The 25,379-nt window shown below is 58.8% G+C and carries 17 protein-coding genes and 15 pseudogenes; 19 read left to right on the top strand and 13 right to left on the bottom strand.

Going from position 1 to position 25,379, the window contains the following annotated elements:
- Positions 1–161: 161 nt before the first annotated feature.
- From ACVILI_RS33745 to ACVILI_RS33735, 3 genes and pseudogenes are all read right to left on the bottom strand, one after another.
- On the bottom strand, positions 162–1,106 hold the full coding sequence (locus ACVILI_RS33745; RefSeq protein WP_276315583.1) for a SctD/MshK family protein: 945 nt from the start codon (positions 1,104–1,106) through the stop codon (positions 162–164).
- A 64-nt stretch (positions 1,107–1,170) separates the two neighbouring features.
- Positions 1,171–1,386 (bottom strand): hypothetical protein, encoded by a 216-nt coding sequence (locus ACVILI_RS33740; RefSeq protein ID WP_038654879.1) that lies wholly within the window; start codon positions 1,384–1,386, stop codon positions 1,171–1,173.
- A gap of 585 nt (positions 1,387–1,971) precedes the next feature.
- A pseudogene (locus tag ACVILI_RS33735) lies at positions 1,972–2,109 on the bottom strand (helix-turn-helix domain-containing protein); the annotation flags it as partial.
- 192 nt (positions 2,110–2,301) lie between these two features.
- Between ACVILI_RS33735 and ACVILI_RS33730 the strand changes: the two are divergent.
- Genes ACVILI_RS33730 through ACVILI_RS33720 form a run of 3 tightly spaced genes read left to right on the top strand, consistent with a single transcriptional unit; the run spans position 2,302 to position 4,651 of the window.
- Entirely contained in the window at positions 2,302–2,925 is a 624-nt protein-coding gene (locus tag ACVILI_RS33730) for an IS110 family transposase (protein WP_457102801.1), read from the top strand.
- Positions 2,891–4,114 carry an IS256 family transposase gene (locus ACVILI_RS33725; RefSeq protein ID WP_038649879.1) on the top strand — a complete coding sequence of 408 codons (1,224 nt, stop codon included), beginning with the start codon at positions 2,891–2,893 and terminating at the stop codon, positions 4,112–4,114. Before ACVILI_RS33730 ends, ACVILI_RS33725 begins: the two co-directional genes overlap by 35 nt.
- Before the next feature lie 42 nt (positions 4,115–4,156).
- Positions 4,157–4,651, top strand: a complete 495-nt coding sequence (locus ACVILI_RS33720) for a transposase (RefSeq protein WP_457102800.1) — start codon at positions 4,157–4,159, stop codon at positions 4,649–4,651.
- Positions 4,652–4,930: 279 nt separating this feature from the next.
- On the opposite strand, the gene istB is transcribed toward ACVILI_RS33720, so the two are convergent.
- Positions 4,931–5,746 carry an IS21-like element helper ATPase IstB gene (gene istB, locus ACVILI_RS33715; protein WP_284278837.1) on the bottom strand — a complete coding sequence of 272 codons (816 nt, stop codon included), beginning with the start codon at positions 5,744–5,746 and terminating at the stop codon, positions 4,931–4,933.
- Positions 5,747–5,806: 60 nt separating this feature from the next.
- On the opposite strand from istB, the pseudogene ACVILI_RS33710 reads away from it, so the two are divergent.
- From ACVILI_RS33710 to ACVILI_RS33700, 3 genes and pseudogenes are all read left to right on the top strand, one after another.
- Positions 5,807–6,100 (top strand): annotated as a pseudogene (locus ACVILI_RS33710) (IS6 family transposase); the annotation flags it as partial.
- A 58-nt stretch (positions 6,101–6,158) separates the two neighbouring features.
- A complete protein-coding gene (locus ACVILI_RS33705; protein WP_038649879.1) occupies positions 6,159–7,382 on the top strand; it encodes an IS256 family transposase in 1,224 nt (407 codons plus the stop codon).
- Between the two features lie 42 nt (positions 7,383–7,424).
- A pseudogene (locus tag ACVILI_RS33700) lies at positions 7,425–7,835 on the top strand (IS6 family transposase); the annotation flags it as partial.
- A gap of 73 nt (positions 7,836–7,908) precedes the next feature.
- Here the strand turns inward: ACVILI_RS33700 and ACVILI_RS33695 are convergent.
- From ACVILI_RS33695 to ACVILI_RS33685, 3 genes and pseudogenes are all read right to left on the bottom strand, one after another.
- Positions 7,909–8,127: pseudogene (locus tag ACVILI_RS33695) on the bottom strand (transposase); the annotation flags it as partial.
- A 220-nt stretch (positions 8,128–8,347) separates the two neighbouring features.
- Positions 8,348–8,656, bottom strand: a pseudogene (locus ACVILI_RS33690) (ATP-binding protein); the annotation flags it as partial.
- 1,324 nt (positions 8,657–9,980) lie between these two features.
- The gene (locus tag ACVILI_RS33685; RefSeq protein WP_084791830.1) at positions 9,981–10,970 is read right to left on the bottom strand and encodes a LysR family transcriptional regulator; all 990 of its coding nucleotides are present in this window, start codon (positions 10,968–10,970) and stop codon (positions 9,981–9,983) included.
- A 137-nt stretch (positions 10,971–11,107) separates the two neighbouring features.
- Here ACVILI_RS33685 and ACVILI_RS33680 point away from each other — a divergent pair.
- The 4 genes and pseudogenes from ACVILI_RS33680 to ACVILI_RS33665 form a co-directional block, all read left to right on the top strand.
- Positions 11,108–11,650: pseudogene (locus tag ACVILI_RS33680) on the top strand (IS6 family transposase); the annotation flags it as partial.
- Positions 11,651–11,786: 136 nt separating this feature from the next.
- Positions 11,787–12,238, top strand: a pseudogene (locus ACVILI_RS33675) (IS110 family RNA-guided transposase); the annotation flags it as partial.
- A 151-nt stretch (positions 12,239–12,389) separates the two neighbouring features.
- A complete protein-coding gene (locus ACVILI_RS33670; protein WP_457102496.1) occupies positions 12,390–13,658 on the top strand; it encodes an IS256 family transposase in 1,269 nt (422 codons plus the stop codon).
- Between the two features lie 35 nt (positions 13,659–13,693).
- Positions 13,694–13,804, top strand: a pseudogene (locus ACVILI_RS33665) (IS6 family transposase); the annotation flags it as partial.
- Positions 13,805–13,857: 53 nt separating this feature from the next.
- On the opposite strand, the pseudogene ACVILI_RS33660 reads toward ACVILI_RS33665, so the two are convergent.
- A pseudogene (locus ACVILI_RS33660) lies at positions 13,858–14,385 on the bottom strand (IS6 family transposase); the annotation flags it as partial.
- Between the two features lie 94 nt (positions 14,386–14,479).
- On the opposite strand from ACVILI_RS33660, the pseudogene ACVILI_RS33655 reads away from it, so the two are divergent.
- A pseudogene (locus ACVILI_RS33655) lies at positions 14,480–14,629 on the top strand (IS256 family transposase); the annotation flags it as partial.
- 92 nt (positions 14,630–14,721) lie between these two features.
- Here the strand turns inward: ACVILI_RS33655 and ACVILI_RS33650 are convergent.
- Positions 14,722–16,350: an IS1634 family transposase gene (locus ACVILI_RS33650; RefSeq protein ID WP_038655116.1), complete on the bottom strand. Its 1,629-nt coding sequence runs from the start codon at positions 16,348–16,350 to the stop codon at positions 14,722–14,724.
- A 166-nt stretch (positions 16,351–16,516) separates the two neighbouring features.
- Between ACVILI_RS33650 and ACVILI_RS33645 the strand changes: the two are divergent.
- Positions 16,517–17,344: pseudogene (locus ACVILI_RS33645) on the top strand (IS256 family transposase); the annotation flags it as partial.
- 31 nt (positions 17,345–17,375) lie between these two features.
- Here ACVILI_RS33645 and ACVILI_RS33640 read toward each other — a convergent pair.
- From ACVILI_RS33640 to ACVILI_RS33630, 3 genes and pseudogenes are all read right to left on the bottom strand, one after another.
- Positions 17,376–17,563, bottom strand: a pseudogene (locus tag ACVILI_RS33640) (IS6 family transposase); the annotation flags it as partial.
- Positions 17,564–17,680: 117 nt separating this feature from the next.
- On the bottom strand, positions 17,681–18,385 hold the full coding sequence (locus tag ACVILI_RS33635) for an IS6 family transposase (RefSeq protein WP_038655013.1): 705 nt from the start codon (positions 18,383–18,385) through the stop codon (positions 17,681–17,683).
- Between the two features lie 44 nt (positions 18,386–18,429).
- A pseudogene (locus tag ACVILI_RS33630) lies at positions 18,430–18,780 on the bottom strand (IS256 family transposase); the annotation flags it as partial.
- Between the two features lie 252 nt (positions 18,781–19,032).
- Here ACVILI_RS33630 and ACVILI_RS33625 point away from each other — a divergent pair.
- From ACVILI_RS33625 to ACVILI_RS33615, 3 genes and pseudogenes are all read left to right on the top strand, one after another.
- Positions 19,033–19,659: a response regulator gene (locus ACVILI_RS33625; RefSeq protein ID WP_038654578.1), complete on the top strand. Its 627-nt coding sequence runs from the start codon at positions 19,033–19,035 to the stop codon at positions 19,657–19,659.
- Between the two features lie 8 nt (positions 19,660–19,667).
- Positions 19,668–19,814: pseudogene (locus ACVILI_RS33620) on the top strand (IS3 family transposase); the annotation flags it as partial.
- 54 nt (positions 19,815–19,868) lie between these two features.
- Positions 19,869–20,056: pseudogene (locus tag ACVILI_RS33615) on the top strand (IS6 family transposase); the annotation flags it as partial.
- Between the two features lie 31 nt (positions 20,057–20,087).
- Here the strand turns inward: ACVILI_RS33615 and ACVILI_RS33610 are convergent.
- Positions 20,088–21,356, bottom strand: coding sequence for an IS256 family transposase (locus ACVILI_RS33610; protein ID WP_457102496.1), 1,269 nt, complete (start codon positions 21,354–21,356; stop codon positions 20,088–20,090).
- 246 nt (positions 21,357–21,602) lie between these two features.
- Here ACVILI_RS33610 and tssA point away from each other — a divergent pair, with 246 nt between their 5' ends.
- From tssA to ACVILI_RS33590, 4 genes are all read left to right on the top strand, one after another.
- Entirely contained in the window at positions 21,603–22,595 is a 993-nt protein-coding gene (gene tssA / locus ACVILI_RS33605; protein WP_038654779.1) for a type VI secretion system protein TssA, read from the top strand.
- A gap of 40 nt (positions 22,596–22,635) precedes the next feature.
- Positions 22,636–23,190 (top strand): type VI secretion system contractile sheath small subunit, encoded by a 555-nt coding sequence (gene tssB / locus ACVILI_RS33600; RefSeq protein WP_038654584.1) that lies wholly within the window; start codon positions 22,636–22,638, stop codon positions 23,188–23,190.
- A gap of 2 nt (positions 23,191–23,192) precedes the next feature.
- Positions 23,193–24,686: a type VI secretion system contractile sheath large subunit gene (gene tssC / locus ACVILI_RS33595; protein ID WP_051726980.1), complete on the top strand. Its 1,494-nt coding sequence runs from the start codon at positions 23,193–23,195 to the stop codon at positions 24,684–24,686.
- A gap of 104 nt (positions 24,687–24,790) precedes the next feature.
- Positions 24,791–25,324, top strand: a complete 534-nt coding sequence (locus ACVILI_RS33590) for a type VI secretion system tube protein Hcp (protein WP_038654587.1) — start codon at positions 24,791–24,793, stop codon at positions 25,322–25,324.
- The last annotated feature ends 55 nt before the right edge of the window (positions 25,325–25,379 follow it).

Here is a 25,379-nt window from a genome sequence, read left to right as displayed (position 1 = left end):
TCTGCTGCTTCGCAGTGAAAGCGTGGCAAGCGAAGTCGGTCGGCTCTTCCAAAGTTTTGGGCCAGCCAATCGCCAGGCCGCGCATGGGAGCCAGAAAAATACGCGAGGTACCGGCCGCAGCAGAATGATTGCCGACGACGTTATTCTGGTTGATAGGCGGGCTAATAGGGGAGGGCCGCAAGGCGGCCGTTTCGGCTTAGAAGCACACGGCCTTCCTCGATCCGGTCGACCGTCCATCCGTCCTCTAGAACGGCGCCAACAAAATACTTCTCGCCATCGACGACGAGATACGGTTGGGGTCCATGCCAAACGGCTTCGACGGCGATTGCGGATGGCGCTTTTTCGTCTTGGGTGAGCACTCCATTGATCAGGGTTAGTGCGCCCTTGCTACGATGATCGAACCATTGCTGAAGCTTCCGCCAGCTGATGATCGATGCAGACGTGACCGTACCCTCTGCGGTCACAGCACCCCTCGCCGAGGTGACCTTAACATTCAGCAGGCCCGCTCTGTCCACTTCGTCCTGCAGCTCTTTGGCCACCGCCTCTGCAGTCTGGTCGCTGGCGCGGGGACTGGTTCGCTTCGACTCATAATCGGCCCTGGGTGTATCGGGTCTCGATACACCAGCATCCCCGTTATAGGAGAAAATGGCTGCGAGAGTACCGGCCGCTAGAGAGGCGAACATAACCATGGCCAGAACACGGCTCGAGACGCTTGATATGCCGATCGAACTATTTAGGACTCCATTCTTTACGGACCAGAGAATGGACATCTCGCCTGAGAGAACGACGACGGGGAGGGACACGACAACGCTCTCGCCCACGGCAATGTTCCGCTTCCCTTCAATCCTTAGTCCGGCAGCAAGCGCCTCGACCTCGACCGAGTTGCCAAGAAGTTTGATACGAAAATGATGCGAGGCCAGCCCTTGCTCAACGAAGATCATATCGGCGTCCAAGCCGCTGCCGACTAAGCTCGTTTCGAGAGAAGTCTTACCGGCCAACCCACAATAGAGCCCCGACAGCACTTCGTAATAGAGGGAAATGGTGTCATCCACGGATGATCTCTCAAATAAAGGACAGAGGCCGCACAGCAATTGCCATGCGGCCATTTTCGCTCCACGTCGCGCTACCATAGAGGCGCGGAAGGAGGCTACCTTGAGCCCCGTTGAACGATTAGGAAACGCGTTCGTCGGCCGCTTTCTTGATTGTGTTGAGATTGGTCGTAACGGTGCGGAGCAGTACACTCCTAGCCGTAGCCTCCAAGCTCATCGCCGATAGCTCCGCGATTTGGGCCTTGAAAGCGACTTCCCCAGCGGCTTTGGTGCCGACGTCTGCAGCCATTGTACCACCAGTACCAACCGCACTCATACCAGTACTTGCTTTAGTCATTTTGTTCTCCTTGTCTGTTCAAACTGTGCCGTTAACACGACACCACCTCCTGACGCAGACCATCCACATCAGGCATCCTCGTCAGTTTCCGCCAAAGCGTCGTCGGCGTCAGCCATAGCATCGTTCGCAATAGTCATCATAAAAGAGGAGAGAACGGCATCGAAGTGTTCAGTTAGAGTTTGCGCGCCATCTCCAGAGACGGTCGGACCCTCCGGCCGATCACCCCCGCTAACAGGCTTGTTACGATGATCACTCCCATCAACCGGCTTATTATGGGCAGATTGGACGGGGGACGGGTGCTGTGGTTTGGCATTCCGATCTCCATGCCCACTGCGGGTCAAGGAAAAGCTGGCGATACCACCTCCACTTCCAACTCCTGCAACCATCCGGTTCTCCTACATCAGTTTCCATTGGGGGACGCCTAACACCATCATTTAATCAAGTTACGAGCGCCAGCTTTCCAGAAGCTGACGACTCTGAACAAAATGCAGCAACCGAGAAACGTCGTGGACGTTTCGGGCTTCTGCTCGGGACAAACTTGTTGATTTGTCTGCAAGGTGTAGTGTTGGCCACGCTTCTGGCGCATGCAGGGGCCTCAAGGCCACGCTCGATGTATTTGCGGATTGTCTTTCGATCGACGCCGGTCTGCCTGGCGATCGCTGACGCCGACAGCCCCTGCCGATGCATATCCAAGATCATGACTATCTCCCCGAGTTTGATCACCGCTGACCTTGCCCCTCTGATCTAATCCGGTTTGAAGTTCGTTCTGGCCCATCGAGAGGACCAGGACATGAAACGTAGCCGCTTCTCCGAAGATATGGGGTATTCGGTTCAGCTTCACTGACTGCCCGACCCCTTTCCGGATGACGGTGTTCGCCTGATGCTCTGAGCCGACCTAGCAAAGAGGAGATCGGCATGGGCGTTTATGCAGGACTGGATATCTCTCTCGACGCAGTAGCCATTTGCGTCATTGGCGAGACCGGCGAGATGCTGTGGCAGGGGAAGGTGCTCGGTGACCCCGAGCCGGTGAAGGCTATTCTTCACCGATGGCGGGATGATCTCGTTCGCGTAGGTTTGGAAGCCGGTGCGACGTCGGAATGGATTGGCGGGCATCTTGTTGATGAGGGCTTTCCCGTCGTCTGCCTGGAGAGGCGGCATGTCAAAGCAGCTCTGAGCGCGATGACGGTTAAGACGGACCGGAATGACGCGCAAGGCATCGCGCAAATCGTCCGCACGGGTTGGTTCAAGGCCGTTCATCTGAAGTCCGCTGCTGGCCAGCGGCTGCGCACCCTGACGGCGGCGCGCAAGGCGGCCGTGAGAGCATTGACCGGCAACGAGCAGGTCATCCGCGGTCTGTTGCGGCCGTTGGGGCTGAAGATCGGGGCGGTGACGCGCGTTCGGTTCGAGGCCAGGGTCTGCCAGCTGATCGGAACAGATAGGTTGTTGCGGGACTGTCAGGAATTCCGTGTGCGGGCGGGCATAATGGGTAAAAAGGATTCCCACTATGACCCGACGCAAAGAACCTGCGATACCGAATGATCTTCTCGACCAGCTTCTGGCAGGCGGGGCAGCCAGTGCTGCCTTCGAACAGGGCGGCCTGCTGGATACGCTCAAGAAGGCTCTGACCGAGCGCGCGCTGAACGCGGAGATGGACCATCATCTGGCGAGCGGCGAAGACGCTGGCAACACGCGCAACGGTTATGGCCGCAAGACGGTGACGACCGAGACCGGCAAGCTGGAGATCGATGTTCCGCGTGACCGCCAGTCGAGTTTCGATCCGCAACTGATCGCCAAGTACCAGCGCCGTTTTCCCGGCTTTGATGACAAGATCGTGTCGATGTACGCGCGTGGCATGAGCACCCGGGAGATCACCGGGCACCTGCGCGATCTGTACGGCATCGATGTGTCTGCGGACCTGATCTCAACGGTGACGGACGCCGTGCTCGACGAAGTCGCCACCTGGCAGCAAAGGCCGCTCGATCCGATTTACCCGCTGGTCTTCTTCGATGCGATCCGGGTCAAGATCCGCGATGAAGGGATGGTCCGCAACAAGGCCATCCACATCGCACTGGGCGTGCGCGCCGATGGTGCAAAGGAGGTGCTGGGCCTGTGGCTCGAGCAGAATGAAGGCGCCAAGTTCTGGCTGCGGGTGATGAACGAGCTCAAGAACCGCGGCACGGAGGATATCCTTCTGGCCGTCGTCGATGGCCTGAAAGGCTTCCCGGACGCGATCACCGCTGTGTTCCCGGAGGCGATCGTCCAGACGTGCATAGTCCATCTGCTGCGCAACTCGATGGACTTCGTGTCCTGGAAAGATCGCAAGAGCCTCGCCGGCGCACTCAAGGAAATCTACCGCGCCGTCGATGCCGATGCCGCCGAAAAGGCGCTGGCGGCGTTCGAGGCCGGCCCCTGGGGCCTGCGCTATCCCGCCATCGGCCAGAGCTGGCGGCGCGCCTGGGCCGAGGTCATTCCATTCTTCGCGTTCCCTGACGACGTCCGCCGGATCATTTACACGACGAACTCAATAGAGGCGTTGAACTCGAAACTTCGACGGGCTGTCAGGGCCAGGGGCCATTTCCCCAGCGACGACGCGGCGACCAAGCTGCTCTATCTGATCTTGAACCGATCCGAGAAAGAGTGGAAAATGCCGCCACGTGAGTGGACCATGGCCAAGGCCCAATTCGCTGTCATCTTCGGCGAGCGCTTCATCAGGGCAATGGCTGCATAATGTTCAACAGCCCGCCCGCACACGGAATTCCTGACAGTCCCGTTGTTGCTGGCGATCTTTGAGCCGCTCCTGCGGCTACACAAGAGCCTGCGCCAGAGCCTGGCCGATCTGCACCGCCTTGTCCTCAGGGCAGTTCGTACGGATCCAATCTGTCGACGCCTCATGACCATGCCGGGCATTGGACCCGTGACGGCACTCACATACAGGGCGACGATCGATAACCCAAAGCGCTTCCGGCGATCCAGATCTGTTGGCGCCTATCTCGGCCTCACTCCGCGACGATACCAGTCCGGAGAAGTCGACAGGGTCGGTCGCATCACGAAAGTCGGCGACGGCGAGACGCGAACGGCGTTGTTCGAGGCGGCCAATGTCATTCTTCGCCCGACCACCAGATGGTCAAGCATGAAGGCCTGGGCCATGAAGATTGCCGATCGTCAGGGTGTTCGACGCGCAAAGGTAGCACTTGCTCGAAGGATGGCGGTCACGCTTCATCGCATGTGGATCGACGAACAAGACTTCCGCTGGACGGCCGCCTAGGCAGGCCCGCCCACGGAACGGCGAGCGCTCGATGCAGGGCGCGGTCCGAGCGAGTTCGCACGATCTGTCGTTGCCGGCCTCCGAGCACGTCGAAGAGCTTTGAACCGAGCGGACCCACGAACACCATCATGCCGGCGGCCACGTGCCGACTGTGGCGCGACAATTCTGATGAGAAGCGCGCGACAATCTGGATGAGAATCTGGTGTCGCGGCGGAGGTGATGATCGCGGCATTGATTGCCGCGCGCAAGAGGGTTTGTCGGTTTGATTGTCGCGGCGCGTCAATCAGCGACGCTGTTGGCGGGTGTGGCATAGGACGCGGGGCGTCCCGGGCCACGCTTTCGCTCCATGGCCTCGCGGCGCCTGTAGCTCTCGACATTCATCTCGAAGATGGTGGCGTGATGGACGAGGCGGTCGACCGCGGCGAGCGTCATGGCGGGGTCGGGGAAGACCTTGCCCCATTCGCCGAACGGCTGGTTGGCGGTGATGAGCATTGAGCGCCGCTCGTAGCGGGCGCTGATGAGCTCGAACAGCACGCTGGTCTCGGCCTGGTCCTTGGTGACGTAGGCGAGATCATCGAGGATCAGGAGATGGAACTTGTCGAGCTTGGCCAGAGCGCTCTCGAGCGCCAGGTCTCGCCGTGCCGTCTGAAGCTTCTGGACGAGGTCGGTTGTTCTGGTGAAGAGCACCCGCCAGCCATTCTCGATGAGCGCAAGGCCGATGGCTGAAGCGAGATGGCTTTTGCCGCCGCCGGGCGGGCCGAACAGAAGCAGGTTCGCCCCCTTCTCCAGCCAGCTGTCGCCGGCGGTGATCGCCATCACCTGGGCCTTGGAGATCATCGGCACGGCCTCGAACGCGAAGGTGTCGAGGGTCTTGCCCGGCAGGAGGCGGGCCTCGGCGAGGTGGCGTTCGATGCGGCGGCGGTCGCGTTCGGCCAGTTCATGCTCGGTGATCGCGGCGAGAAAGCGGGCGGCGGGCCAGCCTTCCTTGTCGGCCTGTTCGGCGAATTGCGGCCACATGAGCTTGATGGCCGGCAAGCGCAGTTCGTTGAGGAGCAGGCTGAGCTTGGCGGTATCGACAGTGGTGTTGGTCTTCATGCCGCGTCTCGGCACCGTAAAGTTAACCCGACGGCTGATGAAGATGTGCGAACATGGGCCATGTCAGAAGTTGCTCGTGATCCGCTTTATCGTCGCCACCGCTTTCCCGCCGAGATCATTGCGCACGCGGTATGGCTCTACTTTCGCTTTCCGCTCAGCCTGCGCATGGTTGAGGACATGTTGGCGGCCCGCGGCATCATCGTCACGCATCAGACCATTCGAAGCTGGGCGGAGAAATTCGGGCGGCATTTCGCCCGGGAGATCAAGCGACGGTCAGCCGGCTGCCTGGGCGACAAATGGCATCTCGACGAATGTGTGGTGGCCATCAATGGCAAGGAGCAGTGGCTCTGGCGTGGGGACTGTCAGGAATTCCGTGTGCGGGCGGGCATAATGGGTAAAAAGGTTTCCCACTATGACCCGACGCAAAGAACCTGCGATACCGAATGATCTTCTCGACCAGCTTCTGGCAGGCGGGGCAGCCAGTGCTGCCTTCGAACAGGGCGGCCTGCTGGATACGCTCAAGAAGGCTCTGACCGAGCGCGCGCTGAACGCGGAGATGGACCATCATCTGGCGAGCGGCGAAGACGCTGGCAACACGCGCAACGGTTATGGCCGCAAGACGGTGACGACCGAGACCGGCAAGCTGGAGATCGATGTTCCGCGTGACCGCCAGTCGAGTTTCGATCCGCAACTGATCGCCAAGTACCAGCGCCGTTTTCCCGGCTTTGATGACAAGATCGTGTCGATGTACGCGCGTGGCATGAGCACCCGGGAGATCACCGGGCACCTGCGCGATCTGTACGGCATCGATGTGTCTGCGGACCTGATCTCAACGGTGACGGACGCCGTGCTCGACGAAGTCGCCACCTGGCAGCAAAGGCCGCTCGATCCGATTTACCCGCTGGTCTTCTTCGATGCGATCCGGGTCAAGATCCGCGATGAAGGGATGGTCCGCAACAAGGCCATCCACATCGCACTGGGCGTGCGCGCCGATGGTGCAAAGGAGGTGCTGGGCCTGTGGCTCGAGCAGAATGAAGGCGCCAAGTTCTGGCTGCGGGTGATGAACGAGCTCAAGAACCGCGGCACGGAGGATATCCTTCTGGCCGTCGTCGATGGCCTGAAAGGCTTCCCGGACGCGATCACCGCTGTGTTCCCGGAGGCGATCGTCCAGACGTGCATAGTCCATCTGCTGCGCAACTCGATGGACTTCGTGTCCTGGAAAGATCGCAAGAGCCTCGCCGGCGCACTCAAGGAAATCTACCGCGCCGTCGATGCCGATGCCGCCGAAAAGGCGCTGGCGGCGTTCGAGGCCGGCCCCTGGGGCCTGCGCTATCCCGCCATCGGCCAGAGCTGGCGGCGCGCCTGGGCCGAGGTCATTCCATTCTTCGCGTTCCCTGACGACGTCCGCCGGATCATTTACACGACGAACTCAATAGAGGCGTTGAACTCGAAACTTCGACGGGCTGTCAGGGCCAGGGGCCATTTCCCCAGCGACGACGCGGCGACCAAGCTGCTCTATCTGATCTTGAACCGATCCGAGAAAGAGTGGAAAATGCCGCCACGTGAGTGGACCATGGCCAAGGCCCAATTCGCTGTCATCTTCGGCGAGCGCTTCATCAGGGCAATGGCTGCATAATGTTCAACAGCCCGCCCGCACACGGAATTCCTGACAGTCCCCTGGCGTGCCGTCGATCAGGACGGCTTCGTCCTCGAAGTGCTGGTGCAAAGCCGCCGAAATGCCAAGGCGGCAAAGCGTCTGATGCGCAAGTTGCTGAAGGCTCAAGGGCGGACACCACGGGTCATGATCACCGACAAGCTCCGGTCCTATGATGCCGCCAGGCGCGACCTCATGCCCGGTGTCGAACACCGGTCGCACAAAGGCCTCAATAATCGAGCGGAAAATTCGCACCAGCCGACCCGACGACGCGAAAGGACCATGAAACGCTTCAAGTCGGCACGCCAGCTTCAGCGGTTCGTTTCCATCCATGATCCGATTGCCAACCTGTTCCACTTTCCCCGCAATACGCTGTCATCGGCTCAACATCGAGACCTGCGTAACGCCGCCATGCAAATCTGGAACAAAATCGCGTGTCTCGCCGCAGCGTGACAGCCGTCCCGGCCAGCTATCGCTGCATCAATCCGCTGATAACTTTACAGTGCCGTGGGAAGTCCTTCGGCAGAAGCCGCCATGCTCCGCCCGACGAAGCCATGTAAAGCAGCGCGTTCACGAGCTCGCGCAGGTCCGTCTTCCGCGGCCGGCCGATCCGGTTCGGCGCCGGCATCAGCGGCTCGATCAGCGCCCACTCCGCGTCCGTCAGGTCGCTTGCGTAGCGCGGGCAGCGCCGTTCATAGTGAGGGCCAGTGGTTTCGGTCCAGGGCATCATGATCTCCGTCGAATCTCAGCAATCCGACAGAATCACAACCCGCTGAAATCACTCACTTCTTTTTGGAGCGGACACTTAGAGTTTGCGACAGAACCTTTCGAACTGCTCGGCCAAGGACGGATTCGGATTGAAGGCGTACCTCGCCTGTCACTTGCGCATCATGTGAATCATTTCGATGCCGGTCAGAATGGTGGCTGCGGGGGCCGATCGGCAACAGAATCCGCACGACAGTGCTGACCCCGGGCGTGGATTTAATTCTCACATTGCCACGCATCGCGCTCACCATTTCAATGCAACCTGTCAAACCGAGCCCAGGGTTCGACCCTCCTCGCGTCGAAAAGAACGGCGTTGCGGCTTTGCCCAGAATATCCGAGGACATGCCACAACCATTGTCTGCAATTTCAATGAGAAGCCTGCGCGCGAACAAAAAGCGTCGATTGAGAAGGCGCGCTCCAATTGTGACCTGTTTGTCTTGTTTTCCTTGAACAGCCGTCATAGCGTTGTTTACAAGCTCTTCGACAATCATGCGAACTTGGGTCGCCGGAACTTGCAGCTCCTGCACGTTGTCTTCGATGTCAAATCGGATGTGAGTGTCCAGTGCACCGCGATTCTCCTGAAGAAGTTTGCCGAGCGGCTGGGTACGAACGTCGCGCTCTGAATTGGCGATCCTTATGAGCCCGTTAGTGACACCTTCAAGTTCCTTTACCGCGTCTTGTGCTGCCTTATGCATCACGGGTGATGCTGAAGTCTGATCGCCAAGAAACAGCCGAAGTGCGACAAGGCGTGATCGGGTCATATGCGCATGCAGCAACGAAAAAGCCCGAACGTATCCATCGCGGCGCCTGGAAAACTCGGCACGTTGCACAATTATTATGAAGCCGATAACCACCAAAACGAGCGCGAGTGCGAAAACGAAGCGGTTACGCGTAGCAGCGATCGTGATCTTTGCTTTCTCTTTGACGCTGGTGCGGTAAGCAGCTGGCAAACGACCGATTTCGGACAGAGATTGCTCGATTTCGTCCGTGCACCGGAGCGCCTCATAGTAACCTCTGCCGGTCAGAGCGACTGGCGCGACCTGCGTCTTTATGGCTTTCCGGGCTCTGAGCAGAAGTTCGACCTCCTTTTGGCTCAACTGTCGGAGCGTCAGTAGTCGGTCGATATTTTCGACGATCGATGTGATTTGGCGCCCGAACGCCGGCTCGAGTTCTCCGGTCGCGCTGGCGAGACGAAGCCAGCCGGCAATCCGCGTGATGCCCACCCGGGCCTCTCCCGCCAGGTGCAGAGTTTCGAAGGCCTTGCCGATTGATCGTCCGGTCTCTTGTCGGTAGTGTTCGGACAGAACAAACGACCAGCAGCCTAGTGACAGTGCCATCGCCAGCGCGGCGTAGATGCCGGCTGTGGAGTTGAAGAATCGTTTTAGGATCATGGCACCGGCTGCACCGTAGTGAACCGGCGAAAAATGAGCAGTGCCCAAGCACATATGAGGATGGCAGCCACTCTAAAAAAAGAAATACGGAACACTTCAATCGGATCCCTTTATACTCATTAATCAGCCCCTGATGAGCCGTGTATGTCATACTGGTCGAATTATTTCGTGCACGTTTCAGCGACGAAACTATCGAGTAGGTTCAACTGTATGATCTGACCGGCTGCTATGTCGTTTGCGGCGACCAACGCATTTGTGTCCGGGCTTCACAGCTAATCAGGGTTCAGGAAAACTCGCTGTTCCCGAGCATCCGATCCGGTTCATGTGGTCTTAATTGCCGTAGACTAGGGAATGACGTCTGTTTCAGACAAGGTAAGCTGCAGGCATCATCACTATGGTGCAGCCTTCCTCGCCAGTCCTTGGCTCAGTCGGCTCCTGCAGTCAGTGCCGCAGCGATCTCACCACGCAGCCATTTGTGCTCTGGGTCGCGATGACAACGCTCGTGCCAGATCAGCGCAACCTCGTAGGGCTCCATTTTGATCGGTAGGTCGACCGCCCTGAGCGGTAGCATGGCGGAAAACCGCATAGCCGCCCGGTGCGGGACAACGAGGGCCATATCGGAAGTCGCAGCCACCATGGCGGCTGTTAACACGTTGGAAAACCGCATCCTGCGGTCCGGTAATCCCAACTCTGGCATAACGTCGTAAATTTGCCCGACTTGGCTACCGGAGTCTGAACTGATGGCGGCATGACGCAGGGCCATAACGCTCTCAATTGTCCGTTCCTGCGCCAGTGACGGGTGGTCGTGGCGCAGCAAGCACACGAAGTGGTCAGTATAGAGGCGGCGGCGCAAGTAGCCTGGCGGAGCGGCGGCTATCTGCCCAATGGCCAGATCGATATCGCCATCCTCAAGCGCTCGTAGAGTGCCTTTAAAGAGCGAATGGAAGACGATCTCAAGGTCAGGCGCGCGCTGCATGAGCCGGGGCAGCAGGATCAGCGTTTGGTGATCGGGCACGGCGATCGTGGCCTTCGAACGCCACTCCCCTGTGGGGACGCTGCTGTCCACCAAAATTTTTCGAATCGCATTCAACGCCGATGGCAGCATTAGGGCCAAGCGTTCGCCTTGCGACGTCAAAACGAAGCCCCTTGAGCCTCGGACCAAGAGTTCATCATTGAAAATGTCGCGCAACATCGCCAACGCCCGGCTCATCGCTGGTTGACTTTTGCCGACGCGCCAGCCCGCATGCGTGACGTTGCGGGCTTCCAGCAAGGCTTCCAATGCCACCAGCAGGTTCAGGTCGATGGATGCCAGATTCAGATTTGGTCGCCGTTCGACATAGTGGTGGGGGGCTAACAGACCTGCGTGCGGCCGACTGCAATTTTGTGCGGCATTTCGACAAGAGAGCTCGCGCATGGTCTCTATTCCTCGATTCGTCGGGTTCGGGGATTTCCACAACCTCCCACGCTGACGACCATGGACGTATTCCGTTTCCTAAAAAAGGGGGGCGGCCCTCCCTATTTGGATTGTGCCCCTTGGGACGGACATCTATCGGGCGGCATTTCGCCCGGGAGATCAAGCGACGGTCAGCCGGCTGCCTGGGCGACAAATGGCATCTCGACGAATGTGTGGTGGCCATCAATGGCAAGAAGCAGTGGCTCTGGCGTGCCGTCGATCAGGACGGCTTCGTCCTCGAAGTGCTGGTGCAAAGCCGCCGAAATGCCAAGGCGGCAAAGCGTCTGATGCGCAAGTTGCTGAAGGCTCAAGGGCGGGTCATGATCACCGACAAGCTCCGGTCCTATGATGCCGCCAGGCGCGACCTCATGCCCGGTGTCGAACACCGGTCGCACAAAGGCCTCAATAATCGAGCGGAAAATTCGCACCAGCCGACCCGACGACGCGAAAGGACCATGAAACGCTTCAAGTCGGCACGCCAGCTTCAGCGGTTCGTTTCCATCCATGATCCGATTGCCAACCTGTTCCACTTTCCCCGCAATACGCTGTCATCAGCTCAACAGAGGTGGCTCGGTTTGTTTGGACAGGAATTCCGGAGTTATAAGTGGAACACTGGTGCTGTCACATTGATTGAGGGGTAAGGAAATTGAGGTGGCAGCGCGCCCATGACCGTGAGTGCACCGACCTACAAGATGGGATGGTTGCCGCCCTCCCCAGACGGCATCGCAATGTGCCAAGGTCGTGGTGTTCAACGCCACAAGAAGGAGAGGACGGCAAATGAAGAATACAATGATCGGGGTGGACCTGGCAAAGAACGTTTTCCAGCTTCAGGGCGCGACAATGACAGGGGATTTGAAATTCCGTAAGAAGCTGACGCGGTCACGGTTCCGGCAGTTTATGTCATGCCAACCGCCTGCAGTGGTGGTGATGGAGGCGTGCGGCAGCGCGAGCTATTGGGCGCGGGAAATGGTCAAGCTTGGCCATGAGGTGAAACTGATCGCGCCGCAATACGTACGGCCCTTCGTGAAGAGGCAGAAAAACGATGCTGCCGATGCCGAAGCAATCGTCGTTGCGGCACAGCGCCCCGAGATGCGTTTTGTCCAGCCGAAGTCGGAAGATCAGCAGGCCTGCGCGGTGTTGTTCCGAGCCCGGGAGCGCCTCCTCCATCAGCGCACCGAGCTTGTGAATGCTTTGTGCTCGGTGTGCTCTATGAATATGGCCACATGGTGCTGTCACATTGATTGAGGGGTAAGGAAATTGAGGTAGCAGCGCGCCCATGACGAGCTATGGCGGAAAATGGGTGATGACGGTTTGAGAAGGGCGGCGTATCGAGGCGGGTGATTGAAGCCTGCCAGAACCTCTCAAGGAGAGCGATACGCCATGAACGAGACTATCAACATTGTTCGCCTTCGTCAGCCCGACGAGATCGATGATCCCCTGACGGATGTGCTCCGCACCGGCGCGCGCAAATTGCTGGCGCAGGCGATCGAGATGGAGGCCGAAGCGTTTCTTGCCGAGATGCGGGATCTGAAGCTGCCGGACGGACGTGAGCGGCTGGTCCGGCACGGTCGCGGCCCGGAGCGGAGCATCCAGACGGGGATCGGGCCGGTGCCCGTCAGCCGGGTGAAGGTCCGGGACCGCGGCGCGACCGGCGAAGCGGACCGGGTCCGGTTTTCCTCATCGATCCTACCCAAATGGGCGCGTCGGACGCGAAGTCTGGACGCGCTGCTTCCCGTTCTTTACCTGCGCGGCGTTTCGACGGGCGACTTTCAGGAAGCTCTGGCAGCCCTGCTCGGCAAGGAGGCAGCGAACCTCTCACCCTCGGTGATCACGCGGCTGACGGCAGAGTGGACCACCGAATACGAGCGTTGGCAAAAGCGCGATCTTTCGGCGCGCCATTATGTCTATGTGTGGGCGGACGGGGTCTATCTCCAGGCGCGCATGGAAGACCATGCCGAATGCATGCTGGTGCTGATCGGCGCCACGCCTGAGGGCAAAAAAGAACTCGTCGGCTTCCAGACAGGGATTCGTGAGAGTGCGCAGAGCTGGCGCGAGCTGCTGGTCGACGTGAAGCGTCGTGGCCTGCAAATCGCGCCCGATCTTGCCGTCGGCGACGGCGCGCTTGGCTTCTGGAGCGCGCTCGATGAGGTCCTTCCCGGCACCAAGCACCAGCGGTGCTGGGTGCACAAGACAGCCAACGTGCTCAACAAGGTGCCGAACTCAATGCAGGCCGGCATGAAGACAGATCTGCGCGAAATCTTTTCCGCCCCGAACCGAGCCTCAGCCGAGACGGCGATTGCCGTCTTTGTCGAGAAATATGATGCGAAATACGGCAAGGCGGTCGACTGCCTGACCAAAGATCAGAATGCCTTGCTGGCGTTCTACGATTTCCCCGCCGAACATTGGGATCATCTGCGGACATCGAATCCCATCGAGAGCGTTTTTGCCACCGTTCGCCATCGCACGGTGCGCACGAAAGGCTCCCTATCATCGAAGACCGCAAGGCTGATGGTCTTCAAACTGGTCATGGCCGCCGCCAGGACATGGCGACGATTGAAAGGACAAAATCAGTTGCCGAAACTCATCGCAGGTGCCAGATTCCAAGATGGAATCGAGGTCATCGAATTGAAGCCGCAGAGCGCCGCTTGATCAGCCTCGTCACCCAAATTCCAGCATAGCTCCCCATGACCGTGAGTGCACCGACCTACAAGAACCACCGCTATCCGATCGAAATCGTGGCCCGTGCTGTCTGGCTCTACTTCCGCTTCAATCTGAGCCTGCGCGATGTCGAGGAAAGGCGTTGTCACGTTGTTTGAAATGTGGCCGCGTGAGGCCGACACCGCGCTTTTCAGGCAGGCAGTGCACTCACGGCTTCCCACGCGGCCATTGCCTGGCGTCGATGGGTTCGAATTTGTGCTGCCGAGCGGTTGGTCTGGGAGGGGACGAAGAGATTTCGGACGGCGGAGAAGATCGACACGAAATGCTGCAATGAGCCGACCGACCGGAAACCCTGTCGCGTTCGTTCCCGTTTTCGGAACGGCAGATGAGAATTCTCCGCCCGGTTGTTCAAGCCTTTATGCGAGCGGTGTTCCACGTTCGGCATGACCTGGCGTTTGGCCGCCCCGTAGGAGCGCAGTTTGTCGGTGATCATACGCTTTGGCGGCAGACCCTGCTTCTTCAGAAGTCGCGTCAGCAGGCGCCTGGCGGCCTTGGTGTTGCGACGCGTCTGGACAATCTCGTCGAGCACATATCCGTCCTGATCAACCGCTCTCCACAACCAGCACTTCTGACCGTTGATGCGCACCACGACTTCATCCAGATGCCAGACATCGTCTTTCGTTGGTGCCTTGCGGCGTATGCGGCGCGCATAAGAGCTATGGCGGAAAATGGGTGATGACGGTTTGAGAAGGGCGGCGTATCGAGGCGGGTGATTGAAGCCTGCCAGAACCTCTCAAGGAGAGCGATACGCCATGAACGAGACTATCAACATTGTTCGCCTTCGTCAGCCCGACGAGATCGATGATCCCCTGACGGATGTGCTCCGCACCGGCGCGCGCAAATTGCTGGCGCAGGCGATCGAGATGGAGGCCGAAGCGTTTCTTGCCGAGATGCGGGATCTGACCCGACTTAAACACCGCCTGTGAGAATATGTCATTAAGTCAGCATGTTAGGCGCGCGCCGGCGCGTGTTACCACTACATTTTGGGGGGATCTCAGGCGAGTTGTTCGTCGAGGTTGTGTGGCAGAGCGATGCCAGCTGCCTTGAAGACGTTGCCCACTTGGCCGGTGACGTGAGTTCTGGTTGTGACGATGCGACCATCCTTTTCGATGGTGGCTTCCTGGAGGCGATCGAGATCGCGTAGGAGCGGCTGCCATTCGGGCGTCAGGCCTTTGGCCCGGCAGAGGCGGCGCAGTTCCTTGCTGAGCACGAGCGCCAGGAACGAGCAGAACACATGCCCGCGGATGGCGGCATCGGATTGGTGGAAGATCGGCCGGGTATTGAAGGTTGCCTTGGCGGCGCGGAACAGGCTCTCGACCTCGAGCAAATCGCGATACCGCAGCACGGCCTGGAGCGGGGTCACCTTCGCGTTGGTCCGCACCACGGTGATACCGTCGTAGCGGGCTTCCTCGGCAAGCTTGCCGACATCGATCTTGAAGTTCTTGCCGCCGGCCTTGAGGTAACGCCGGTAGGCCGAGTTGCCGACCAGTGCCTTGTCGCCCTTCTTGAGCTGTGCCTCGAGGCCGGCGATGATCGCCTGGCGGTCGGCCTTGTCCTTCTCGGCCTCGGCGTCATTGCGGCTGACGATGTAGCGGTCTTTACCGAACTTGACCTCTTTGACCCACAACTGAGTTTCACCGCGCTGGCGCTCGAGAACGAGCGGAACCATCGGCGCCGTGTCATTGAGCACGACGTTGTGGATCACGCTGCTCGAGCGTTCGCGGGCCCCCAGAATGTATTCCATGCCCAGCTTTTCGAGCGCGGCGATGGTATCGGCGCTGATCATGCCGCGATCGGCGACAACGCAGGCGCGTGTGACGCCGAAGCGCGTTCGCAGCCGATCGACCACCGGCAACAGGACGGTCACGTCAGCGGTGTTGCCAGGCACCATCTCGGTGCAGATCGGCCGGCCCTCGCCATCAACGACCAGCGCCAGGATCATTTGCGCCAGATCGGGGCGGAAGTCCTTGGAATGCCCGCGCTTGCCCAGCGTCTCGCCGCCCGCGCCGTAGAAGGATAACGAGGTTGTGTCCATGAACACAAGGCTGAGGTCGGTGAACAGGTCCTGCCGGCGCGCGAAGAGCTTTTCCTCGATCACGTCTTTCACGCAGCGCGCCACCAGCGCGCCTTGCGCCTTTTCGCCGCGTTCCTCGCCCAGCCACGCCATGGCCCGGTAAAAGTGATGGAGCGCCAGACCCTCGGCGCCCTCGATACCATAATCGGCCATCCAGTTCGCGCAGTCGCGGTCCGAGCCCGACACGAACAGCCGATGCAACGTGCCAATGAACACCGCCCGTTCCACCGCAAAGCCGAACTGGCGCCCTTCCAGCACCTCTTCCAGCACATCGCCAATCCCGAGCCGCTGCCACAGCCGCCCGAACAACAGCGGACCGCCAATGCGGCGAGAGGCAATCCGCCCCGCGTCAATGTCGGACAGGATGAGGCTGCGTTCGCCATGGCGCGCAATCGAGGCCGCCAATCTGTCAAGTTCGCCGCTGGCAACCAGCGCATCCTTGCGGCCCAGTGCCTTTATCGTGCGCTGGCGAACGGTTTTGCCGTCGCGGACACTTTCCACGAGGTAGAGATAGCGATGGCCGCGCGCGACTCTCTCAACGACAAACATGCCAGCGTTGTTAGTAAATAAATGCCGTCAAATCCAGACAAAACAGAGCAAACAGCACAAATGTTGTTACCACACATTTTCGCGCCCGAAATTCAAGGCAAATGAATTCAATGGCTTAACGGACAGTGTTCGCTATCCGTTCACGTCCAACTGTTCAAGTTGGGCCTCGGTGATCACGCGGCTGACGGCAGAGTGGACCACCGAATACGAGCGTTGGCAAAAGCGCGATCTTTCGGCGCGCCATTATGTCTATGTGTGGGCGGACGGGGTCTATCTCCAGGCGCGCATGGAAGACCATGCCGAATGCATGCTGGTGCTGATCGGCGCCACGCCTGAGGGCAAAAAAGAACTCGTCGGCTTCCAGACAGGGATTCGTGAGAGTGCGCAGAGCTGGCGCGAGCTGCTGGTCGACGTGAAGCGTCGTGGCCTGCAAATCGCGCCCGATCTTGCCGTCGGCGACGGCGCGCTTGGCTTCTGGAGCGCGCTCGATGAGGTCCTTCCCGGCACCAAGCACCAGCGGTGCTGGGTGCACAAGACAGCCAACGTGCTCAACAAGGTGCCGAACTCAATGCAGGCCGGCATGAAGACAGATCTGCGCGAAATCTTTTCCGCCCCGAACCGAGCCTCAGCCGAGACGGCGATTGCCGTCTTTGTCGAGAAATATGATGCGAAATACGGCAAGGCGGTCGACTGCCTGACCAAAGATCAGAATGCCTTGCTGGCGTTCTACGATTTCCCCGCCGAACATTGGGATCATCTGCGGACATCGAATCCCATCGAGAGCGTTTTTGCCACCGTTCGCCATCGCACGGTGCGCACGAAAGGCTCCCTATCATCGAAGACCGCAAGGCTGATGGTCTTCAAACTGGTCATGGCCGCCGCCAGGACATGGCGACGATTGAAAGGACAAAATCAGTTGCCGAAACTCATCGCAGGTGCCAGATTCCAAGATGGAATCGAGGTCATCGAATTGAAGCCGCAGAGCGCCGCTTGATCAGCCTCGTCACCCAAATTCCAGCATAGCTCCGCGCATAATCAGGGCCGTGCTTTCGGCACCATCGGCGGATGGTCTCGTAGGAAAGATCCCGCGATCGAGCAGCATTTCCTCGACATCGCGCAGGCTCAGATTGAAGCGGAAGTAGAGCCAGACAGCACGGGCCACGATTTCGATCGGATAGCGGTGGTTCTTGTAGGTCGGTGCACTCACGGTCATGGGCGCGCTGCTACCTCAATTTCCTTACCCCTCAATCAATGTGACAGCACCAGCGCTGGGGCTGCGGCGTTGTCACGTTGTTTGAAATGTGGCCGCGTGAGGCCGACACCGCGCTTTTCAGGCAGGCAGTGCACTCACGGCTTCCCACGCGGCCATTGCCTGGCGTCGATGGGTTCGAATTTGTGCTGCCGAGCGGTTGGTCTGGGAGGGGACGAAGAGATTTCGGACGGCGGAGAAGATCGACACGAAATGCTGCAATGAGCCGACCGACCGGAAACCCTGTCGCGTTCGTTCCCGTTTTCGGAACGGCAGATGAGAATTCTCCGCCCGATTGTTCAAGCCTTTATGCGAGCGGTGTTCCACGTTCGGCATGACCTGGCGTTTGGCCGCCCCGTAGGAGCGCAGTTTGTCGGTGATCATACGCTTTGGCGGCAGACCCTGCTTCTTCAGAAGTCGCGTCAGCAGGCGCCTGGCGGCCTTGGTGTTGCGACGCGTCTGGACAATCTCGTCGAGCACATATCCGTCCTGATCAACCGCTCTCCACAACCAGCACTTCTGACCGTTGATGCGCACCACGACTTCATCCAGATGCCAGACATCGTCTTTCGTTGGTGCCTTGCGGCGTATGCGGCGCGCATAATCAGGGCCGTGCTTTCGGCACCATCGGCGGATGGTCTCGTAGGAAACGACGATCCCGCGATCGAGCAGCATTTCCTCGACATCGCGCAGGCTCAGATTGAAGCGGAAGTAGAGCCAGACAGCACGGGCCACGATTTCGATCGGATAGCGGTGGTTCTTGTAGGTCGGTGCACTCACGGTCATGGGCGCGCTGCTACCTCAATTTCCTTACCCCTCAATCAATGTGACAGCACCGGGCTGCGACTTCGCGTCCGACGCGCCCATTTGGGTAGGATCGATGAGGAAAACCGGACCCGGTCCGCTTCGCCGGTCGCGCCGCGGTCCCGGACCTTCACCCGGCTGACGGGCACCGGCCCGATCCCCGTCTGGATGCTCCGCTCCGGACCGCGACCGTGCCGGACCAGCCGCTCACGTCCGTCCGGCAGCTTCAGATCCCGCATCTCGGCAAGAAACGCTTCGGCCTCCATCTCGATCGCCTGCGCCAGCAATTTGCGCGCGCCGGTGCGGAGCACATCCGTCAGGGGATCATCGATCTCGTCGGGCTGACGAAGGCGAACAATGTTGATAGTCTCGTTCATGGCGTATCGCTCTCCTTGAGAGGTTCTGGCAGGCTTCAATCACCCGCCTCGATACGCCGCCCTTCTCAAACCGTCATCACCCATTTTCCGCCATAGCTCATCCAAAGACGGGGAGCACCTCAACTGGGTCAATCCGAAAATCCCAATCGGTCCGCCCCAAGGGGCGCACTCCCATTTGAGGTTGCCTTTCTCGATCATATTATTCATAGACCCGTAGGGCGAGTGTGGGCTCAGTCATAATCGGACCGCACTATGCAAGAGATTTTAGTGATTGAAGATCAGGATTTAATGCGCTTGGCGCTGATCCAGGAACTTAAGGACTGCCATACCGAAAGCGTTCTTCTTGGAGCCCCTACATTAGATAGCGCCCAGGCGCGAATTAAGTCCCAAGAGTTTAATCTCATTCTCATAGACCCCGGCTTGCCGGGGGTAAATCCAACCTCACTCTGGGATAGGCTTTCGGTTATCCAGCAGATCGTTGATGCATCCCCTTTGGCGACACACGTGGTCATCACTGGATTAGGTTCGGTTGCCGAAGCTAACCACTGTCGTCGGATTGGGGTAGCTGGATATGTGAGCAAGACCGGACTGATGCGCGGACTTTTGGCTGAGGTGCTACAGGATATCTCACAAGGCGGATTCGCTATCCGGATATCGGAAAAGGACCAGCTGGCGGATGATTTTCACTATTCAGGGCTAACGGGCCGGGAGCAGGAAATCTTCGATTGGATGCGCCGCCGTGAGCGCGGAATGAAGCGAAAGGAAGTTTACGACCAGATCAGTAAACGAATTGGGGTCGACTCCGCTACTGTTGAGAAATACTATAAACAGGCTCGCGCCAAGCTTCTCAAGCGCGGCCGATTGCCCGACGGGAGTTAAGACCTTAGGAAGGCCGCAGCCTACTTCGCGAGGGAAGTGACATGAGGTTCGCTTTCATCGCGAGGCACCGGAATATCTGGCCGGTGGCATGGCTGTGTAATGCGCTGGATGTGTCCCGATCAGGCTTCCATGCCTGGCTCAACCGCAGCCCCAGCGCTGGTGCTGTCACATTGATTGAGGGGTAAGGAAATTGAGGTAGCAGCGCGCCCATGACCGTGAGTGCACCGACCTACAAGAACCACCGCTATCCGATCGAAATCGTGGCCCGTGCTGTCTGGCTCTACTTCCGCTTCAATCTGAGCCTGCGCGATGTCGAGGAAATGCTGCTCGATCGCGGGATCTTTCCTACGAGACCATCCGCCGATGGTGCCGAAAGCACGGCCCTGATTATGCGCGGAGCTATGCTGGAATTTGGGTGACGAGGCTGATCAAGCGGCGCTCTGCGGCTTCAATTCGATGACCTCGATTCCATCTTGGAATCTGGCACCTGCGATGAGTTTCGGCAACTGATTTTGTCCTTTCAATCGTCGCCATGTCCTGGCGGCGGCCATGACCAGTTTGAAGACCATCAGCCTTGCGGTCTTCGATGATAGGGAGCCTTTCGTGCGCACCGTGCGATGGCGAACGGTGGCAAAAACGCTCTCGATGGGATTCGATGTCCGCAGATGATCCCAATGTTCGGCGGGGAAATCGTAGAACGCCAGCAAGGCATTCTGATCTTTGGTCAGGCAGTCGACCGCCTTGCCGTATTTCGCATCATATTTCTCGACAAAGACGGCAATCGCCGTCTCGGCTGAGGCTCGGTTCGGGGCGGAAAAGATTTCGCGCAGATCTGTCTTCATGCCGGCCTGCATTGAGTTCGGCACCTTGTTGAGCACGTTGGCTGTCTTGTGCACCCAGCACCGCTGGTGCTTGGTGCCGGGAAGGACCTCATCGAGCGCGCTCCAGAAGCCAAGCGCGCCGTCGCCGACGGCAAGATCGGGCGCGATTTGCAGGCCACGACGCTTCACGTCGACCAGCAGCTCGCGCCAGCTCTGCGCACTCTCACGAATCCCTGTCTGGAAGCCGACGAGTTCTTTTTTGCCCTCAGGCGTGGCGCCGATCAGCACCAGCATGCATTCGGCATGGTCTTCCATGCGCGCCTGGAGATAGACCCCGTCCGCCCACACATAGACATAATGGCGCGCCGAAAGATCGCGCTTTTGCCAACGCTCGTATTCGGTGGTCCACTCTGCCGTCAGCCGCGTGATCACCGAGGGTGAGAGGTTCGCTGCCTCCTTGCCGAGCAGGGCTGCCAGAGCTTCCTGAAAGTCGCCCGTCGAAACGCCGCGCAGGTAAAGAACGGGAAGCAGCGCGTCCAGACTTCGCGTCCGACGCGCCCATTTGGGTAGGATCGATGAGGAAAACCGGACCCGGTCCGCTTCGCCGGTCGCGCCGCGGTCCCGGACCTTCACCCGGCTGACGGGCACCGGCCCGATCCCCGTCTGGATGCTCCGCTCCGGGCCGCGACCGTGCCGGACCAGCCGCTCACGTCCGTCCGGCAGCTTCAGATCCCGCATCTCGGCAAGAAACGCTTCGGCCTCCATCTCGATCGCCTGCGCCAGCAATTTGCGCGCGCCGGTGCGGAGCACATCCGTCAGGGGATCATCGATCTCGTCGGGCTGACGAAGGCGAACAATGTTGATAGTCTCGTTCATGGCGTATCGCTCTCCTTGAGAGGTTCTGGCAGGCTTCAATCACCCGCCTCGATACGCCGCCCTTCTCAAACCGTCATCACCCATTTTCCGCCATAGCTCGTTCGCTCTCACCATAGCTGAACATCAATAGCTGCATATCAATTTCGCATGCCTGATGAGGCATCATCATCGCCTAAGAGACACAAACTCCCTGAGACTGGTTTGGTCAAGGGCGGCGCGAACCTGATAGGGCAACACGAATTGGCCATGTTTGATGTAGATCGTTTGATGGAGCCGGTCAGCGACAGCAACCCATGCGGTGATGCTCTCGATTACGATCTGAGTTTTCTCGAACTTGAGATGGCGGCGCAGGGCAAGCCCGCTCGGCAGATGGGAGATTCCGTCATAGCCGCGGAGGCTCCCGATTGGCGCCAAGTCTGGCAGCTTGGCCTGGAGCTCGCTACCCGCACAAAGGACCTGCGCGTCGGTGTCCTGCTCACCCGCTCCGCTCTCAGCCAATTCGGTTACCCCGGCCTTCGAAACGGCCTGGAGCTGCTCGTTGGGTATGCGGAATTCCATTGGCCGGAGCTGCATCCGCGGCCAGACGTAGAAGACTCTGGCGATCAGACGGTGCGCCTTAACGCTCTGGCAAATCTCTGTGATCCCTCCGGGCTTATCGCCGAGGTTTGCCAGGTTCCCCTCACTGCGTCCAGACAGTTTGGCACCTTTACGCTGCGCGACAGGATGGAGACGCAGCGATCTCAATCGACCGAGATCGATTCAGCGACGATCGACCTCGCCTTCGGCGACACCGACCCCGCCCTCCTCTATCAACTCGGAGCGGATCTCGACGCCAGCCTAAAGGCTGCGACCGGCCTAGACGCCATAATGAAAGAACACGTCGATATCATCGATGCGGTCCGATTCGAACCCCTCATGTCGGTGCTCCGTCAGTGCAAGGACATGGTAAGTCGCCACCTGAAAATCCCTCAATCCGAAACCGTTATGCAGCCACTCCTACCAGGAGCCGAGGTGCGCAGTCCGGGAGAGATACGCGGCCGTAACGATGTCATCAGCATACTCGACGGTATCTGCCGTTGGTATCAAGTGAATGAGCCGGCCAGCCCTGTGCCAGCCTTGCTTGAGCGGGCGAAGCGACTCGTATCGAAGGACTTTATGGCTCTGATCGAGGATCTCGCGCCAGATGGAGCTGCTCAATACCGCTCGATCGCGGGTCTTGCGGCCGACTCGGGGGCATGACCTCGGAATCTCGAAGCCTAACATGAGGACAAACCGCAGAATGGCAAAGGCAAGCAGTCAGAAATTCATCACCCGAAATCGCCCCCCGCGGGTCCAGATCGAATACGATCTAGAGACCTACGGCTCCCCAAAAAAGGTAGAACTTCCCTTTGTGGTGGGAGTCATGTCTGATCTCGCCGGCAACCCCGCCGAGCCGCTACCCCCAGTGGGCGAGCGCAAGATGATGGAGATCGACATCGATAATTTCGATGATCGGCTCAGATCGCTAAAACCCAGGGTGGCCATGCGGGTACCCAACCGTTTGACCGGCGAGGGCCAACTGGTTGTGGACTTGACCTTCGAGTGTATGAGCGATTTCTCGCCCGCATCCGTAGCGCGCAAAGTGGGAAGTCTCAACGCGCTGTTGGAGGCCCGCATGCAGCTCTCCAATCTGCTAGCCTACATGGACGGCAAGATGGGTGCCGAGGAACTGATCGCCTACTTCCTCGGCAATCCAGCGCTGCTAAGCAGCCTCAGTGGCGTGCCGAAGGACGAAACGCCCGATGACACGACGAAAGCACCCCTGCCCTCCTTCCCAGAGATGAAGGAGGATTGATTGTGACTTTCGTAAACTCAATACCTGCCGAGGTGCAGGCGCCGGTTGTCGATCCCGAGGATTTCGTCGTTCTGCTGCAACGCGAGTTCAAGACTCATTCGGATCAAGCCCGCAACGCAGTTGAGAATGCGGTCAAAACGTTGGCTGACCAAGCCCTCCGACACACACCGTTAATCAGCGCTGACGCCGTTGATACGATCCAATCAATCATCGCATCGATCGATGGCAAATTATCTGAACAAATTAACGAGATACTCCATCACCAGGACTTTCAGGCGCTGGAGTCGGCTTGGCGGGGCTTGCATCACCTTACATTCAACACCGAGACGGACGAGACATTGAAGATCCGCGTCTTTTCCATTTCGAAGAAAGAACTGTCTCGAACGCTGCGAAAGTACAAGGGAATAGCCTGGGACCAGAGTCCTCTGTTTAAGAAGATCTACGAAGAGGAATACGGGCAAATTGGCGGCGACCCGTTTGGCTGCTTGGTTGCGGACTACTATTTCGACCATAGCCCCCACGACATTGATATACTGACTGGAATTGCGCAAATTGCTGCGGCTAGCCATTCCCCTTTTGTCTCAGCAGCCTCACCGCATTTGCTGCAGATGGATTCTTGGCGTGAACTTGCCAATCCTCGCGACATAACGAAGATCTTCCTAACACCCGAGCACGCCGCCTGGCGGGCTTTTCGCGAGAGCGAAGACTCCCGGTACGTGGCGCTGACACTGCCGCGGGTGCTCGGACGGCTGCCCTACGGCGCTAAGACCAATCCAGTCGATGAATTTGCGTTCGAAGAGGACATCGACGGCAGCGACAGCGCAAAGTATCTTTGGATGAATGCCGCCTATGCCATGGGTGTGAACATCACGAGGTCGTTCAAGCTCTACGGCTGGCTGTCCAAAATCCGTGGTTTCGAATCCGGTGGCCTGGTTGAGGACTTACCGGTGCACAGCTTCCCCAGTGACGACGGTGGCGTCGATCTCAAGTGCCCAACGGAGATCGCAATCAGCGATCGGCGCGAGTCGGAACTCTCCAAGAACGGCCTTCTGCCATTGTTGCATCGGAAGAACACCTCGCTGGGCGTGTTCCTCGGTGCCCAGACTGTCAACAAGCCAATCAGATACGCAGACCCGGATGCCTCGGCGAATGCAGAGCTTAGCGCCAGGCTACCCTATATTTTTGCGACCTGCCGCTTTGCGCACTACCTGAAGTGCATGGTCCGCGACAAGATTGGCGCGTTCAAAGAACGGCATGAGGTCGAGGAGTGGCTGAACCAATGGATCCAAGGCTATGTTCATCCCTCGCCCGAGTTGGGGAGCGAAGAAAGCAAGGCGCGACAGCCGCTCTCCTCAGCAGAGGTCAATGTCGAGGACGTCGAAGATAATCCCGGCTATTACACCGCCATATTCTATCTGCGACCACACTATCAGCTCGAGGGTCTTACCATCTCTCTGAGGCTGGTGTCACGGCTACCTGCGGCCCGCAAGGGCTGAGCCCTTAAGTCCCGCCGCTAAAGGCATAGAGCCCGCCTTCATACCACGCGGTTGTCCGGCCCATTCCGGCCCGATACGAAACCGCCAGATAGAGGAATTTAGAAATGGCATTCGATGCAGTTATGATGTTCACCCAAGCGTCCAAGGATGGCATCCAGCCGAAGGGCGAATCCATTATCCTGAAGAACGCTGTCACGCTTGGCGACCAATGGAGTTTCTCAATGGAGAACAAGCTCAATATCGGCCCTCACACCGCAGGCGCCGGGTCAGGTAAGGCCGAATTCGAGGTCTTCACCATCAAGAAGCAAGTGGATAACGCCTCTGCTTCTCTATACGTAGCATGTGGCCGCGGAGTCCATTTCAACAACGTCGATCTGAAGCTATTCAAATCGACGGGCGCCGGGCTGGCGACGGCCGGTTCGAACCTGTTCTTACACTGGACCTTTAATATGCTTGCGATCGAGAAGGTCGAGTGGGCCTATGCTGAAGAAGCTCCGGAGGAGACGATCACCTTCCGATTCGGCGCCTGCAAGATCATATACTACTCTCAGGACGAGACAGGTGCTCTTACCAAGGCTGGTGAGGGGATCTGGAACCAAATCGCCAACAGTACTGACTTCAATAAGCTCGTCGCCTGAGCTTGCAGATCCGCGTGCGTCTAGCCGCTCGCCACGCATTCGGGTTTCGGATAGC

The sequence above is a fragment of the Mesorhizobium sp. USDA 4775 genome, assembly GCF_054062655.1.
The sequence above is the reverse complement of the archived record's forward strand: the minus strand, read 5'-3'. Positions and strand labels throughout refer to the sequence as shown.

Bases quoted from the DNA above. Each gene is read 5' to 3' on its own strand.
- ACVILI_RS33745 (WP_276315583.1), bottom strand. From the start codon at position 1,106: ATGGCCGCATGGCAATTGCTGTGCGGCCTCTGTCCTTTATTTGAGAGA.
- ACVILI_RS33650 (WP_038655116.1), bottom strand. From the start codon at position 16,350: ATGTTTGTCGTTGAGAGAGTCGCGCGCGGCCATCGCTATCTCTACCTC.
- istB (WP_284278837.1), bottom strand. From the start codon at position 5,746: ATGAAGACCAACACCACTGTCGATACCGCCAAGCTCAGCCTGCTCCTC.
- ACVILI_RS33610 (WP_457102496.1), bottom strand. From the start codon at position 21,356: ATGAACGAGACTATCAACATTGTTCGCCTTCGTCAGCCCGACGAGATC.
- ACVILI_RS33730 (WP_457102801.1), top strand. From the start codon at position 2,302: ATGGGCGTTTATGCAGGACTGGATATCTCTCTCGACGCAGTAGCCATT.
- ACVILI_RS33625 (WP_038654578.1), top strand. From the start codon at position 19,033: ATGCAAGAGATTTTAGTGATTGAAGATCAGGATTTAATGCGCTTGGCG.
- ACVILI_RS33740 (WP_038654879.1), bottom strand. From the start codon at position 1,386: ATGACTAAAGCAAGTACTGGTATGAGTGCGGTTGGTACTGGTGGTACA.
- ACVILI_RS33635 (WP_038655013.1), bottom strand. From the start codon at position 18,385: ATGACCGTGAGTGCACCGACCTACAAGAACCACCGCTATCCGATCGAA.
- tssB (WP_038654584.1), top strand. From the start codon at position 22,636: ATGGCAAAGGCAAGCAGTCAGAAATTCATCACCCGAAATCGCCCCCCG.
- ACVILI_RS33590 (WP_038654587.1), top strand. From the start codon at position 24,791: ATGGCATTCGATGCAGTTATGATGTTCACCCAAGCGTCCAAGGATGGC.
- tssA (WP_038654779.1), top strand. From the start codon at position 21,603: ATGTTTGATGTAGATCGTTTGATGGAGCCGGTCAGCGACAGCAACCCA.
- ACVILI_RS33670 (WP_457102496.1), top strand. From the start codon at position 12,390: ATGAACGAGACTATCAACATTGTTCGCCTTCGTCAGCCCGACGAGATC.
- ACVILI_RS33705 (WP_038649879.1), top strand. From the start codon at position 6,159: ATGACCCGACGCAAAGAACCTGCGATACCGAATGATCTTCTCGACCAG.
- ACVILI_RS33725 (WP_038649879.1), top strand. From the start codon at position 2,891: ATGACCCGACGCAAAGAACCTGCGATACCGAATGATCTTCTCGACCAG.
- ACVILI_RS33685 (WP_084791830.1), bottom strand. From the start codon at position 10,970: ATGCGCGAGCTCTCTTGTCGAAATGCCGCACAAAATTGCAGTCGGCCG.